The 12,741-nt window shown below is 71.3% G+C and carries 14 protein-coding genes; 7 read left to right on the top strand and 7 right to left on the bottom strand.

Annotation, left to right across the window (positions count from 1 at the left end; genetic code table 11):
* Positions 1 to 36: 36 nt before the first annotated feature.
* Together AUC47_RS03710 and AUC47_RS03705 are read right to left on the bottom strand one after the other, a co-directional pair.
* Positions 37 to 873: a ribonuclease H family protein gene (locus tag AUC47_RS03710; protein ID WP_096713904.1), complete on the bottom strand. Its 837-nt coding sequence runs from the start codon at positions 871 to 873 to the stop codon at positions 37 to 39.
* A 140-nt stretch (positions 874 to 1,013) separates the two neighbouring features.
* The gene (locus AUC47_RS03705; RefSeq protein ID WP_096713903.1) at positions 1,014 to 1,247 is read right to left on the bottom strand and encodes a hypothetical protein; all 234 of its coding nucleotides are present in this window, start codon (positions 1,245 to 1,247) and stop codon (positions 1,014 to 1,016) included.
* A gap of 119 nt (positions 1,248 to 1,366) precedes the next feature.
* On the opposite strand from AUC47_RS03705, the gene AUC47_RS03700 reads away from it, so the two are divergent.
* Positions 1,367 to 2,419 carry a mechanosensitive ion channel family protein gene (locus tag AUC47_RS03700; protein ID WP_096713902.1) on the top strand — a complete coding sequence of 351 codons (1,053 nt, stop codon included), beginning with the start codon at positions 1,367 to 1,369 and terminating at the stop codon, positions 2,417 to 2,419.
* Positions 2,420 to 2,431: 12 nt separating this feature from the next.
* Here the strand turns inward: AUC47_RS03700 and AUC47_RS03695 are convergent, their stop codons facing one another.
* Both AUC47_RS03695 and AUC47_RS03690 read right to left on the bottom strand, forming a co-directional pair.
* Complete coding sequence (locus tag AUC47_RS03695) at positions 2,432 to 2,737, bottom strand: protealysin inhibitor emfourin (protein WP_096713901.1); 306 nt, start codon at positions 2,735 to 2,737, stop codon at positions 2,432 to 2,434.
* A complete protein-coding gene (locus AUC47_RS03690; RefSeq protein ID WP_096713900.1) occupies positions 2,712 to 3,776 on the bottom strand; it encodes a M4 family metallopeptidase in 1,065 nt (354 codons plus the stop codon). Before AUC47_RS03690 ends, AUC47_RS03695 begins: the two co-directional genes overlap by 26 nt.
* Before the next feature lie 262 nt (positions 3,777 to 4,038).
* Between AUC47_RS03690 and AUC47_RS03685 the strand changes: the two genes are divergently transcribed.
* Positions 4,039 to 5,556, top strand: coding sequence for an SDR family NAD(P)-dependent oxidoreductase (locus AUC47_RS03685; RefSeq protein WP_096713899.1), 1,518 nt, complete (start codon positions 4,039 to 4,041; stop codon positions 5,554 to 5,556).
* Between the two features lie 149 nt (positions 5,557 to 5,705).
* On the opposite strand, the gene AUC47_RS03680 is transcribed toward AUC47_RS03685, so the two are convergent.
* On the bottom strand, positions 5,706 to 6,044 hold the full coding sequence (locus tag AUC47_RS03680) for a winged helix-turn-helix transcriptional regulator (protein ID WP_096713898.1): 339 nt from the start codon (positions 6,042 to 6,044) through the stop codon (positions 5,706 to 5,708).
* A 77-nt stretch (positions 6,045 to 6,121) separates the two neighbouring features.
* Here AUC47_RS03680 and AUC47_RS03675 point away from each other — a divergent pair, with 77 nt between their 5' ends.
* Positions 6,122 to 6,778 carry an FMN-dependent NADH-azoreductase gene (locus AUC47_RS03675; protein ID WP_096713897.1) on the top strand — a complete coding sequence of 219 codons (657 nt, stop codon included), beginning with the start codon at positions 6,122 to 6,124 and terminating at the stop codon, positions 6,776 to 6,778.
* A 182-nt stretch (positions 6,779 to 6,960) separates the two neighbouring features.
* Here the strand turns inward: AUC47_RS03675 and AUC47_RS03670 are convergent, their stop codons facing one another.
* Positions 6,961 to 8,097 (bottom strand): sensor histidine kinase, encoded by a 1,137-nt coding sequence (locus AUC47_RS03670; RefSeq protein WP_179297500.1) that lies wholly within the window; start codon positions 8,095 to 8,097, stop codon positions 6,961 to 6,963.
* A complete protein-coding gene (locus AUC47_RS03665; RefSeq protein ID WP_096713896.1) occupies positions 8,078 to 8,767 on the bottom strand; it encodes a response regulator transcription factor in 690 nt (229 codons plus the stop codon). Before AUC47_RS03665 ends, AUC47_RS03670 begins: the two co-directional genes overlap by 20 nt.
* A gap of 103 nt (positions 8,768 to 8,870) precedes the next feature.
* Here AUC47_RS03665 and AUC47_RS03660 point away from each other — a divergent pair, with 103 nt between their 5' ends.
* From AUC47_RS03660 to AUC47_RS03645, 4 genes are read left to right on the top strand one after another with little or no spacing between them, the layout of a single operon-like run.
* Entirely contained in the window at positions 8,871 to 9,473 is a 603-nt protein-coding gene (locus tag AUC47_RS03660) for a M15 family metallopeptidase (protein ID WP_096713895.1), read from the top strand.
* Positions 9,470 to 10,696, top strand: coding sequence for an alanine racemase (gene alr / locus AUC47_RS03655; RefSeq protein WP_096713894.1), 1,227 nt, complete (start codon positions 9,470 to 9,472; stop codon positions 10,694 to 10,696). The genes AUC47_RS03660 and alr overlap by 4 nt, the downstream gene beginning before the upstream one ends.
* The gene (locus AUC47_RS03650; RefSeq protein ID WP_096713893.1) at positions 10,693 to 11,649 is read left to right on the top strand and encodes a D-alanine--D-alanine ligase family protein; all 957 of its coding nucleotides are present in this window, start codon (positions 10,693 to 10,695) and stop codon (positions 11,647 to 11,649) included. The genes alr and AUC47_RS03650 overlap by 4 nt, the downstream gene beginning before the upstream one ends.
* Positions 11,646 to 12,716 carry an acyltransferase family protein gene (locus tag AUC47_RS03645; protein ID WP_179297499.1) on the top strand — a complete coding sequence of 357 codons (1,071 nt, stop codon included), beginning with the start codon at positions 11,646 to 11,648 and terminating at the stop codon, positions 12,714 to 12,716. The genes AUC47_RS03650 and AUC47_RS03645 overlap by 4 nt, the downstream gene beginning before the upstream one ends.
* The last annotated feature ends 25 nt before the right edge of the window (positions 12,717 to 12,741 follow it).

The following is a 12,741-nucleotide window of genomic DNA, read 5'->3' as shown; positions in this document are numbered from 1 at the left end:
GGCGCGAGTCTACGCCGCGGCCGTCTGCGGCCCGGCTCAGATGAGGCGGCGGAGAGCCTCTTCGAGCGAGACGCCCTGCGCGTCGGCGCGGTCGGCGAGACGCGCGTGCTCTTCCCCCGACAGCTGCACGCGCAGCTCGATCGGGTCGGAGCTCGGTTCGTCGTCGAAGCCGTCGAACAGGTCGGGGGCCTCCGCCCACAGCGGCTCGGCGAGCGACGCCGCGGCGGCGGGAGACGGAGCGGATGCCGCAGCGGCGGCGACGGTGGGACCGGCCGAGTCGTCGGAGGCGACCCGTGCGGCGTCGGCTTCCACGGCATCCGCCCAGGCCACATCGTCGTCGGAGGGCGACCAGCCGCCGGCATTCGCAGCGATCGGTGCGGATGCCGCGACGGCGGCCCCGGCATCCGTCGCCATCGTGAAACCCGGACCGCGGCGCGGCTCCTGCTTCTGCTGGTAGGCCTTCGCGGCGGCGTTCGCCCGCTCGTCGGCGGCCTCGTTGAGCGGGTGTCCGGCGTGGCCCTTGACCCACGAGAACTCGACATCACGCCCGCGGATGGCCTCGTCGATGCCCTCGAGCAGCTCGCGATTGAGCACCGGACCTCCGTCGGACTTGCGCCAGCCCTTGCGCTTCCACCCCGGCATCCACTTGGTCACCGAGTCGATCACGTAGCGGCTGTCACACTCGATGAGGAGCTTCTCGTTCGTGCCCGCCGTCGCGCGAAGCAGCTCGAGCACCGCTTGAAGCTCGCCCTGGTTGTTGGTGCCGTGCGGGGATCCGCCGGCGGCCCAGTTCGAGTCGTCGATGTACCAGGCCCATCCGTTGGGACCCGGGTTGCCCAGGGCGGAACCGTCTGCCGCGGCGGTGATCGTCATCCCTCCACCGTAGCCGCGGCGGGCGACACTCCCCGCCCGTGCACCGCACCCGGCTCGGGCTTTCGCGCCTGCCTCGGCCGTTCTCGTCGCATCGGGCCGAGGGAGGAGCAGAAGGCCGAGCGGAGCGACAGTCCGAGCGGTCAGTCCTCGGGGTCGGGCTCGCGGTTCCCGGTCGCCTCGGTCGACGGCACCGGGGGCGCGACCGGGAAGACGATCGAGCTCACGCTCCCGCCGGTCTCGGCGCCGATGCCGATCGACAGCGGGTCGAGCTCAGGTGCCGTGTCGAGCACGTCGGAAGCACCGCGCTCGAGCGGCTCGGACGGCAGCGCCCACTGCTTCTCTTCCTCTTCAGGTCGTTGCTGGAACAGTCCCATGCGACCATTCTGACTCCGCCGGCCGGCGTGGTGCACGGATCGTCATCGGAGATAGGTCGCCGGGAGCTCGTCACGCGACGTCCAGCCCCCGGTCAGAGCACCGCACCTAGGGTGGGGTGATGGCCGGAATCGTATGGGAATCCTGGATCGGCACCGTCGCAGCGATCGGCATCGCGCTCGTCGCTGCAGCGGCCGCCATCGGACTGATGGCACTCGCCATGGCGCTGATCAGTCGCAAGGTCGCCTGGGTACGCGACATCGCTCGCCGCTCGCGCAACGCGCTGCTCGCGACGACGGCGGTGGTGGCCGTCTGGATCGCCTGCGCGGTATCAGAGCCGGCGACGGCGCAGTGGTGGCCGTCGCTCTCGCGGATGTTCCTCATCGCGACGATCCTCGCGGGGTCCTGGTTGCTCGGAGCCCTGGTGTCCTTCGGTTTCGAGAGGCTCATGGCTCGCGAGGAGACCCACCTCGTCGGACCTGACGCGCGCCGCCGCCGTACGCAGCTGCTCGTGATCCATCGCCTGCTCCTCGTGGCCATCGCAGTGCTGGCACTGGGTACGGTGCTGGCCACGTTCCCCGAGATGCGCGCGGTGGGCACGAGTCTCCTCGCGTCGGCCGGGATCGTCAGCATCATCGCGGGCCTGGCGGCGCAGTCGATCCTCGGCAATCTCATCGCCGGTGTGCAGGTGGCCTTCACCGACGCGATCCGGGTCGGAGACGTCGTCGTGGTCGAGGGAGAGTGGGGGCGGATCGGAGAGATCAACCTCTCCTACGTGGTCGTCTACATCTGGGACGAGCGACGGCTGGTCGTCCCGTGCAGCTACTTCACGACCACGCCGATCGAGACCTGGACACGGAAGTCCGATGCGATTCTCGGCACGGTGTACATGGACCTCGATTGGCGCGTGCCGATGGCGGAGGTGCGTGCCGAGTTCCAGCGGATCATCGAGGCTTCTCCGGCATGGGACGGCCGCTCGTCGAGCGCGCTGGTGACCGACTCACAGGGAGGGTACGTGACCGTGCGCTTCGTCATGTCGTCGAAGGACTCATCCGACCAGTGGGACCTGCGGTGCGAGGTGCGAGAGCAGCTGATGACCTGGCTGCAGCGCGAGCACCCCGAAGCGCTGCCGCGCACGAGGGTCAGCATCGGCGCGAGCGACGCCGCCGACTGAGGGGTCGACGAATCAGGAGGATGCCGCACGCACGGCGTCGACCAGCTCGCGCCAGGGGCCGTCGAGAGCCGAGTCGGGGAGTTCTCGTTCGCGGCGCTCCGACGGGGTCCGCACGCGGATCAGCCAGACGAAGCGATCGGCGCCGCGCCCGGCATCCGCGTCGTCGTCCCAGGGCAGGCGCTCGACCATGGTGATCCACCGGGGCGCCTCGTCGGGCTCGGGTTCGACCGTCCACTGACGGCGGATGCCGGCGATTCCGCCGGTGCGCACCACCGCGATGACGACGGGACCGTCAGTCTGTCGAGGGGACTCGCTCATCTCCATAGACTCCCACGGTCGTCCACGCCCGTCGAGCGGCAGCCTCGGTCGCCTCGTCGATCCCGGCGGCCGCGGCGACCGTCGCATCGGCGAACTCGGTGAAGTCCGCGGTGCTCGACAGGCCGCCGGTGAGAGCGCGGTACCAGACTGTGCCGGCGGTCTCCCAGGCGTTGCCGCCCAGGTCTTTCGCGAAGACCGCGAAAGCTCGATTGGGGATGCCGGAGTTGATGTGCACGCCGCCGTTGTCTTCCGTCGTGCGCACGAAGCCGCTCATGTGGTCGGGCTGCGGGTCCTTGCCGAGCTCGTCGTCGTCGTAGGCCGTGCCGGGGGCGATCATCGATCGGAGTGCAACGCCCTCGACGGCATCCGTGAAGATCTCGGCGCCGACGAGCCACGTCGCCTGGTCGGCCGTCTGGCCGAGGAGGTACTGCTCGGTCAGCACGCCGAACACGTCGGCGATCGATTCGTTCAGTGCGCCCGGCTGCCCCTGGTATTCGAGGTTCGCAGTGAACTGCACGACGCCATGGGCGAGCTCGTGACCGATCACGGTGGTCGATCGGGTGAACCCGGTGAACACCTCGCCGTCGCCGTCGCCGAACACCATGCGCTGACCGTCCCAGAACGCGTTGTCGTAGTCGACCCCGTAGTGGACGGTGGCTTCGAGTGGAGCGCCGGCGTCGTCGAGGGAGTTGCGGGAGAACGCCGCGAGCAGCAGCTCGAACGTGGCGCCGAGCCCGTCGTAGGCCTCGTTCACGGAGGGGTCGTCGACCGGTGGCTCGTCTTCGCTTCGGACGACCGCGCCGGGGAGGTTCTGCGTGTTGCCGGCGTCGCTGATCGTGCGGTTCGGGGCGTCGGAGAGCTGCGCCACGAGGTCGCCGTTCTCGTCGATCGACAGGTCGATGCGGGCACGGAACGGAGGGCGGCCGGCGGTGAGGGTCTGCCGGGCGGCGGCGGCCGCGCGCGGGTAGCGGCCCGACTCGGCCAGGCGCGCGAGCAGGTAGGACGGGACGACTCCGGGGGATGCGACGTGGCTGCTCATGATCCGACCATACGCCGGGGGTCGGACGTCGGCTCGAGGGCGCCGTGTGTTCGGCTTCCTCGTCTCGTCGTTCGCTTGGCACCTGTGATGGGAATTCCGCGCCGATTCCCGCAGGAGGTGCCAACCGAGCGGGGCAGAGGTGCCAACCGAGCGGGGCAGGGGTGCCAACCGAGCGGGGCAGGGGTGCCAATCGAGCGGGTCAGGGGCGCCAGGCGAACGTGTCGGCGGCCGACGCCCAGGTCACTCGCGTAAAATCGGCACAATGACCGATGCCCCCGACGACTCACCCGACCTCGGCCCCGGCATCGACCCCGCAGACCTCGCCACGACGTTGCGCGTGCTCCGCGAGCTGCACACGATCGACAACGAGCATCCCGACTTCATCGCCGTGCGCCAGGCGACCGCCGCGATGTTCAAAGACGTCAAGCGCGTACGTCGCAAGCAGATCCGCGACGCGATCGCCGAGGCCGACAAGGCCGTCGTGGCCCGCACCGCGACCGGCGCGCCCGACCGCATCGACGACGAGACCCGCGGCAACGACCTCGCCTCGAGCGTCGTCGACGCCCCGATCGCGGGCGAGCTGCTCAAGCCGCGCAACTGCTACATCTGCAAGCAGCCGTACACGGTGGTCGACGCGTTCTACCACCAGCTCTGCCCCGACTGCGCCCGCTTCAGCCACGGCAAGCGCAACGCCCGCACCGACCTGACCGGCAGGCGCGCGCTGCTCACGGGCGGTCGCGCCAAGATCGGCATGCACATCGCGCTGCGACTGCTGCGCGACGGCGCCCACACCACCATCACGACGCGTTTCCCGCGCGATGCCGTGCGGCGCTTCTCCGCGCTGCCGGATGCCGCCGACTGGCTGCACCGCCTGCGCGTCGTCGGCATCGACCTGCGCGACCCCGCCCAGGTGATCGGACTCGCCGACTCGGTCGCCGCGCAAGGACCCCTCGACATCCTCATCAACAACGCCGCGCAGACCGTGCGGCGCTCGCCGGGTGCGTACTCGCTGCTGGCGGATGCCGAGCTGCAGCCGCTTCCCGACGGTCCGCTGCCCGAGATGGAGACCTTCGGGCACACCGCCGACCCGCATCCCCAGGCGCTGCAGGCGTCGGTCGACGCGCATCCGCTGTTGTCGGTGGCGGCGCTCGGCGGCACCGTCGCCGAGCAGGGCGGCCAGGCGCTCACGGCCGAGGACCTCGCACGTCTCGCCATGGCACCCGGCTCGTCGTCGCTCGAGAAGCACGCCGACGGCACGGCGATCGACGCCGGCGGACTCGTGCCCGACGTGAACCGCGTGAACAGCTGGGTGCAGTCGGTCGATCAGGTCGATCCGCTCGAGATGCTCGAGGTGCAGCTCGCCAACACGACCGCGCCGTTCCTGCTCATCAGCCGGCTGCGCGCATCGATGGCGGCGTCGCCTGCGCGTCGCAAGTACGTCGTGAACGTGTCGGCGATGGAGGGGCAGTTCTCCCGCCGGTACAAGGGGCCCGGTCACCCGCACACGAACATGGCGAAGGCCGCGCTCAACATGCTCACGCGCACGAGCGCGGGGGAGATGCTCGAGACCGACGGCATCCTCATGACCGCCGTCGACACCGGCTGGATCACCGACGAGCGGCCGCACTACACGAAGGTGCGCCTGGCGGAGGAAGGCTTCCACGCTCCGCTCGACCTCGTCGACGGCGCCGCCCGCGTGTACGACCCGATCGTGCGCGGCGAGGCCGGCGAAGACATCCAGGGCGTGTTCCTGAAGGACTACGAGCCCAGTCCCTGGTGACGGCGGGTCGCCCGTTCGGGTGGCTGACTATTTCCCGGATGGCTGGTGATCCGGCAGTCTGCGGACTGCCGGACGGGCTGCGTCCAGCCGGATGAGACGTCGGTCGGATGCGACGTCGGTCGGATGCCGCAGGCGCCGGATGCCGGGGGTTAGTGCGCCCGCACCGCGAGGTTCGCGGAGGCCCACTCGCCGAGCTGGTCGAGGATCGGGAGCAATCCGCGTCCGCCGTCGGTGAGCGCGTAGGAGACCGTGACGGGCGGGCCGGCGTCGACCGACCGCTCGACGAGTCCGGCGTCGGCCAGTTCGCCGAGGCGATCGGACAGCACGGTGTCGCTGATCCCGGCGACGGCGCGGCGCAGGGCGACGAAGGTCGACGGTCCCCCGCCGAGGGTCGACACGATCATGCCGTTCCACCGTTTGCCGAGCACGCTGAACGCGAGGGTCACGGCGGCGTCGCACCGCTGGATCTCGTGAGCTGTCTCGGACACGACCTCATTCTACCTGTGCTACGTTAACGCGAGTCGCTAAGAAAAACAGAGCGACTACGAAAAACGAAAGGCCACACATGTCCCTGTTCCGCCTGGATGCCAGCATCCTTCCCGCGTCGTCCGCCAGCCGATCGCTCGCCGACCTCGTCGAGGCCGAGTGGACGGCATCCCACCCCGACTCCACCGTGACCCGCCGGGACCTCGCTGCCGACCCCGTGCCCGCGACCGCGTGGGCCGATGCCGTGACCGGCGGCTTCGTCGACGAGGCGCAGCGCACTCCGGCGCAGAACGAGGCCCGCGCCCTCGCCACGACCTTCGCGGACGAGCTCATCGGGGCCGACGCGCTGCTCTTCGCCGTGCCGCTCTACAACTACGGCGTCTCGCAGCACTTCAAGACCTGGTTCGACCTGGCCTACACCGACCCGCGCATCGACCCGCAGGGCACCGCGCTGCGCGGCAAGCCGGCCACCCTTGTGACGGTGCTCGGCGGCAACTACGCACCCGGCACCCCCAAGGAGGGCTGGGACCACTCCACCGGATGGCTGTGCCGCGTGCTCGAGGACGTCTGGGGCCTCGACCTACGCGTCGTGCAGCGTCCGTTCACTCTCGTGGGCGTGAACCCTGCGCTCGACGCCTTCGCCGACACGGCCCGCGAGCTCAAGGAGAACGCCGAGTCCGACGCGCGCACCTACGGTCGCGAGATCGCGGCGCTGCGGGGGTCGCAGGTCGCCTGACGCGCCGCATCCCTCCGGTTCAGTTGGCACCTCTTGCCGGAATCCTCCGGGAAACGCGGCAACAGGTGCCAACTGAGCGCGGGGCGTGATCGCCTGTCCGCGGCATCCTCCCGCTTGAGTTGGCGCCTGCTGCCGGAATCCTCCGGGAATTGCGGCAGCAGGTGCCAACTGAGCGCGGGGCGTCAGGCGCCGGGTGCCGGCCGCGACGGAGGATACGGATGCGGCAGCCACACCGTCACGTTCAACCCGCCGCCCTGGCGCGGGGTCAGCACGAGGCTCCCGTCGTGGGCCTGGGCGATGCGGTGCACGATCGCGAGCCCCAGTCCGACTCCGACGTGATCCCCGGAACGGGCCTCGCCTCGCGTGCGCTCCGACCCGCGCTGGAACGGCTCGGCCAAGGTCGAGACGACGTGCGGCGCGAGCACCCCGCCAGTGTTCTCGACGACCAGCGCGACGGCCTCCGGCAGCACGTGTGTGCGCACGACGACAGTGCCGTCGGTCGGCAGGTTGTGCACGATCGCGTTGTGCACGAGGTTCGTGATCAGCTGCTGCAGCAGGGCGGGGGAGCCGAGGACGTTCGCGGTGTCGCCGCCCTCGTCGATCGTCACGCCGCGGCGCTCGGCGAGCGGCAGCAGCGTCTCGACCGACTCCTCGGCCAGCAGCGACAGGTCGACCGGCTCGCGCGTGAACACCCGGCGCTCAGCGCGACTGAGCAGCAGCAGCGCTTCGGTCAGCTCGATCGCGCGCGTGTTCACCTCCTGCAGGCGGGTGATGAGGCCGTCGACGTCGCGATGCGGGTCGTCGCGCGCGACCTCGAGCATGGTCTGCGAGATGGCGAGCGGGGTCCGCAGCTCGTGCGACGCGTTGGCCGCGAACCGCTGCTGCTCGGCCACGTGCGCCTCGAGCTGTTCGAGCATCGCGTCGAACACGTCGGCGAGGTCGCGGAACTCGTCGCGCGGCCCCTCCAGATCGACGCGGTGCGAGAGCGACCCCTGCGCGGCGAGCTCGGCGGCGCGGCCGATGCGGTCGAGCGGCGCCAGCATCCGGCCGGCGAGCAGCCAGCCCCCGCCGATGCCGATCGCGAGCAGCACGAGCATCACCACGACCGCGGCGGGGATGAACGCGCGGATGAGGTCGGAGCGGTTCGGCACCCATTGACCGAGCTGCGTGAAGAGGTTGGTGTCGGGCACGTATCGCAGCAGCCACAGCGCCACGGCCGTCAGCAGCAGCACACCCGCCACGACGACCACTCCCGCGTAGCTGAGCGTCAGCTTCCAGCGGGCGCTGATGCCGCGCCGTCTACGCCTCGGCGCCGGCATCCGCGCGTCCCTCCGCGTCGATCCGGTACCCGACTCCGGGCACGGTGGCGATGAGTCCCGGCTCGCCGAGGCGCTTGCGCAGCGACGACACCGTGATGCGCACGGCGTTCGTGAACGGGTCGGCGTTCTCGTCCCACGCGCGCTCGAGCAGCTCCTCGGCGCTGACGACTCCGCCGGCCGCATCGACCAGCACCTCGAGCACGGCGAACTGCTTGCGGGTGAGGGCGACGTAGCGTCCGTCGCGATAGACCTCGCGGCGGAAAGGGTCGAGCCGGAGACCTGCGATCTCGAGCACCGGCGGCCGCGCGCGCTGTCGACGCCTGTCGAGGGCACGCAGCCGCAGCACGAGCTCGCGCAGCTCGAACGGCTTGGTGAGGTAGTCGTCGGCGCCGATCTCGAACCCGGTCGCCTTGTCGTCGAGGCGGTCGGCGGCCGTGAGCATGAGGATGGGGATGCCGCTGCCCGACGCCACGATCGAGCGGGCCACGTCGTCGCCGGAGGGGCCGGGGATGTCGCGGTCGAGCACGGCGAGGTCGTAGCTGTTGATGCCGAGCAGTTCGAGCGCGGTGTCGCCGTCCCCGGCGATGTCGGCGGCGATCGCCTCGAGGCGGAGTCCGTCGCGCACGGCCTCCGCGAGGTACGGCTCGTCCTCGACGATCAGCACGCGCACGACAGGACTCCCATGTGCTGAGAGCTTACGCACCCCGACATATCGCGAGCGTATGCAAATCCGCATACGACCTCGCAACAGCGGCGCTCGTTGACTGAGTGCCATGAACACTTCCCTCGCTCTCAGACGGCGCCGGCTGGTGACGGTGATCGGCGCCGTGGTGCTGGCCGCCGTGATCGCCGGGTCGGCCGTGCTGATCGGTCAGCAGTCGCTGGCCGCGGCATCCACCCCGCTCCTCTCCGGACCCGTGACCGAGGCCGACGGACTGATCCGCGAAGAGGGAGCCGTCTCGGTGTTCGACGATGTGCCTGCCGTGTCGAACCTCGACGCCGAGCTGCTGACGGCGGTGCGCGCGGCGGCGACGGCCGCCGAGCGCGACGGCGTGACCATGCACGTCAACAGCGGATGGCGGTCGGCCGCGTACCAGCAGCAGCTGCGCGAGGATGCCGTCGCGCAGTACGGCTCCGAGGAGGAGGCCGCGCGCTGGGTGGCCACGCCGGAGAACTCCGAGCACGTGTCGGGGGATGCCGTCGACCTTGGCCCTGTGGCCGCGCAGGACTGGCTGTCGCAGCACGGCGACGAGTTCGGCCTCTGCCAGATCTACGCCAATGAGCGCTGGCACTTCGAGCTGCGACCGGGCGCCGTCGCCAACGGCTGCCCGCTCATGTACGCGGACCCGACGGCCGACCCGCGGGTGCAGCGATGACCCTCACGGCGCCGGTCGCGCGCCTGACGCTGTCGAGGCTGCACGCCCCGACGCTCGAGACGATCCCCGCCGCGGTCGCGGCGAACGTCGCGCGGATCCGCGCCTCGACCGACGCTCGCATCATGGCCGTCGTGAAGGCCGACGGCTACGGCCTGGGCGCGCTCACCGTCGCGAGGGCCGCGCTCGCCGCAGGGGCCGAGTGGCTGGGGGTGACGGATGCCGCAGAGGGCAGCGCTCTGCGCGCGGCCGGGATCGAGGCGCCGATCCTCGCGTGGCTGAACCCGTCGGGAGTGGATGCCGCGCAGGCCGCCGCCGACCGGATCGACATCGCCGTCGGGTCGGTCGACGAGCTCCGCCAGCTCGTGGCGGATGCGGTGCCGGGCGCACCGCTGCTGAGCGTGCATCTGCACCTGGACACCGGCATGACCCGCGGCGGGGTGCCGCTCGCGGACTGGGCCGAGCTGCTGCGCGTGGCCCGGGCGGCGAGCGACCGCATCCTGGTCGTGGGAGTGATGGGGCATCTGCCGCGCGCCGACGAGGCCGATCCCGCGGCGAATGCTGCGGCGGTGCTGCGTCTCCGCCACGGTCGCGACGCGGTGCTGCGCGCAGGGTTCGGGCCGCTGCTCGTGCATCTCGCCGCGACTTCAGGGGCGCTCACCGATCCGGCCACGCACTTCGACCTGGTGCGCGTGGGTGCGGGGCTCGTCGGCATCGACCCGTCGGCGACCGTCGAGCTGCACGGAGCGGCGCGGCTCACGGCATCCGTCGTGCACAGCAGCATCGTCGCGGCGGGCACCTCGGTCGGGTACGGCGGCGCGTTCGTGACGGAGCGGCGGACGCACCTCGCGGTGATCGGGGTCGGGTACGCCGACGGCATCCCGCGTGAGCTGTCGCCTGGTGCGGCGGTCGCGATCGACGGCATCCGCTGTCCGCTCGTCGGGCGGGTGTCGATGGACCAGATCGTCGTCGACACGGGTGATCGTCGCGTTCCGCGCGGTGCGACCGCGGTGGTGTTCGGGCCGGAGGGCGGAGCCGTGCCGAGTGTGCAGGAGTGGGCGCGGTGGGCGGGGACGATCCCGCACACCATCATCACGGGGGTGGGGACGCGGGTGCGGCGCGGTATTGCAGGAGATCTCGCGTATCGAAGGACGGATACGGGCTTCTCCTCCTTCGAAACGCGTGATCTCCTGCAGTGCGCGCGCGAGCAGGAGGGGCTCGCATGAGGGTGCTCGTGATCGGAGGGGGACAGAACGCCGAGCACGCGGTGTCGCTCGCCTCGGCGGCGGCGGTCGCGGAGGCGCTGCGGTCGCGTGGGCACGCGGTGACCGAGGTGACGATCTCGCCGGAGGGGGTGTGGCAGGTGCCCGGGCTTGCGGAGGGGGCGGATGCCGCGGGCTCGCTGGCCGCCGCGCTGCCGCTGCTCGGTGCCGCTGACGTGGTGTTCCCCGCGGTGCACGGTCCGCTCGGCGAGGACGGAGCGCTCGCCGCGCTGTGCGCCCTCGCGGGCGTGCGGGTGGTCGGCTCCGGCTTGCGCGCGGGGGCCATCGGCATGGACAAATGGGCGACGAAGCTGGTCGCGCAGGCTGCCGGTCTCCGGATCGCGCGCGGCCGAGTGGTCGACGCCGCCGCGCTGGGGGATGCCGAGTTCGAGGGTCCCGTCGTGGTGAAGCCCGTGTCGAGCGGATCGAGCTACGGGGTCGGGCTCGTGCGCGAGGAGGGAGAGCTCGCGACGGCGCTGGGCGAGGCGGCGCGCTACGACCGGAGGGTGCTCGTCGAGGAGGTCGTGCGGGGGCGCGAGATCGACGTCGCCGTGATCCGTGAGGCGGGCGGTGTGCGGTGGGCGGCGCCGCCGCTCGAGATCGAGACGGAGGGGCTCTTCGACACCGCGACGAAGTACGACGGCACGGCGCGGTTCACGGTGCCCGCTGCGCTCACGACCGCGGAGCACACGAGTCTGACGCGGGCGGCGCTGACGATGTTCGACGCTCTCGGGTGCGCGGGCGTCGCGCGCATGGACTTCTTCCTCACCGCCGACGGGCCGGTGCTGAACGAGGTCAACACGATGCCAGGCCTCACCGCGGCATCCCAGGTCCCACGCATGTTCGCCGCCGCCGACGTGGCCTACCCCGACCTGGTGGAGCGCCTCGTGCGCGCCGCCGAGGTGCCGGGGCGGTGAGCGCACGGGTCGGCTGGCCGGACGTCGCGAAGGGCGTGTGCATCATCCTCGTCGTGCTGTGGCACGTCGTCACCAAGCACGCGGTGGGTATGCCGGGGGCCGGCGCCGTGACCGACGTGTGGGCGACGGTGAACGCTCAGCTGCTGCCGCTGCGCATGCCGCTGTTCTTCCTCATCTCCGGGATGTTCGCGGGGCGGGCCGTGCTGGCCGCCGACGGGTCGTGGCGGCGCCGGGCGGGCCGGCTGCTCGCGGTGTACGTGATCTGGGTGCTCATCCAGACAGCCGTGCTCGCGCTCACCCCCGACTTCGACACGGCGAGAGCGACGAACGGATGGGAGCTGCTCGCGCAGCTCACCATCAGCCCGACGAACCTCTGGTATCTACTGGCGCTCGCCGCCTACCTCGCCGTGGCGCGGCTCACCCGCGACGTGCCGACCGCGGCGGTGCTGACGGTGGCTTTCGCGGTGTCGGCGGTGGCCGCGGCCGGACTCATCCCCGATCTCGGCAACCTCTGGCAGGTCGCGCAGAACCTGTTCTTCTTCCTCGCCGGGGTGCGACTTCGCGATGCGGTCGAGCGGTTCGCCTCGGCATCCGGTCCTGTGCGCCTGCTGGCGCTGGGGGCGCTGTACGTGGCGCTGGCGGCGGTCGTCGGGGTGCTGGGCATGCGACAGTGGCCGGGGGTGTGGCCGGTGCTCGCGATCGTGGCGGTGGCGCTCGGGGTGACGGCCTGCGCCCTCGTCGACCGGAGTGCGGCGCCGCTCGCCCGTCCGCTGCGCTGGATCGGCCGACGAACCCTGCCGATCTACGTGCTGCACATGATCCCGCTCGCGCTCATCGACGCTGGCGTCCGGGCCGCGGGGTGGCGGCCGAACCCGGTCGTCGAGGCGGTCGGTCCCGTCGTGATCACCGCCGCCGTCGTCGGGATCTGCCTCGCGCTGCACGCACTGCTCGTGCGGTCCGGGCTCGGGATGCTGTTCGACCCGCTGCTGCTCGTCGACCGCGTCCGATCCCTTCGTCTGCCTTCGTCAGGCCGCCGCGAGCCGGACAGCCCGAGATCCCATTCGTGAGACCGTCGTCAGACCGTCGTCAGAC

Origin of the sequence: Microbacterium sp. SZ1 (assembly GCF_002362255.1) — a bacterium.
Classification (GTDB): domain Bacteria; phylum Actinomycetota; class Actinomycetes; order Actinomycetales; family Microbacteriaceae; genus Microbacterium.
Note: the sequence above shows the minus strand (reverse complement) of the source record. Positions and strands in the feature narration are given on the sequence as shown.

Excerpts from the sequence above, each read along its gene's own strand:
- AUC47_RS03695 (WP_096713901.1), bottom strand. The coding sequence starts at position 2,737 with ATGAGCGAGTCCCCTCGACAGACTGACGGTCCCGTCGTCATCGCGGTG.
- AUC47_RS03705 (WP_096713903.1), bottom strand. The coding sequence starts at position 1,247 with ATGGGACTGTTCCAGCAACGACCTGAAGAGGAAGAGAAGCAGTGGGCG.
- AUC47_RS03650 (WP_096713893.1), top strand. The coding sequence starts at position 10,693 with ATGAGGGTGCTCGTGATCGGAGGGGGACAGAACGCCGAGCACGCGGTG.
- AUC47_RS03700 (WP_096713902.1), top strand. The coding sequence starts at position 1,367 with ATGGCCGGAATCGTATGGGAATCCTGGATCGGCACCGTCGCAGCGATC.
- AUC47_RS03685 (WP_096713899.1), top strand. The coding sequence starts at position 4,039 with ATGACCGATGCCCCCGACGACTCACCCGACCTCGGCCCCGGCATCGAC.
- AUC47_RS03675 (WP_096713897.1), top strand. The coding sequence starts at position 6,122 with ATGTCCCTGTTCCGCCTGGATGCCAGCATCCTTCCCGCGTCGTCCGCC.
- AUC47_RS03710 (WP_096713904.1), bottom strand. The coding sequence starts at position 873 with ATGACGATCACCGCCGCGGCAGACGGTTCCGCCCTGGGCAACCCGGGT.
- AUC47_RS03690 (WP_096713900.1), bottom strand. The coding sequence starts at position 3,776 with ATGAGCAGCCACGTCGCATCCCCCGGAGTCGTCCCGTCCTACCTGCTC.
- AUC47_RS03670 (WP_179297500.1), bottom strand. The coding sequence starts at position 8,097 with ATGCCGGCGCCGAGGCGTAGACGGCGCGGCATCAGCGCCCGCTGGAAG.
- alr (WP_096713894.1), top strand. The coding sequence starts at position 9,470 with ATGACCCTCACGGCGCCGGTCGCGCGCCTGACGCTGTCGAGGCTGCAC.
- AUC47_RS03660 (WP_096713895.1), top strand. The coding sequence starts at position 8,871 with ATGAACACTTCCCTCGCTCTCAGACGGCGCCGGCTGGTGACGGTGATC.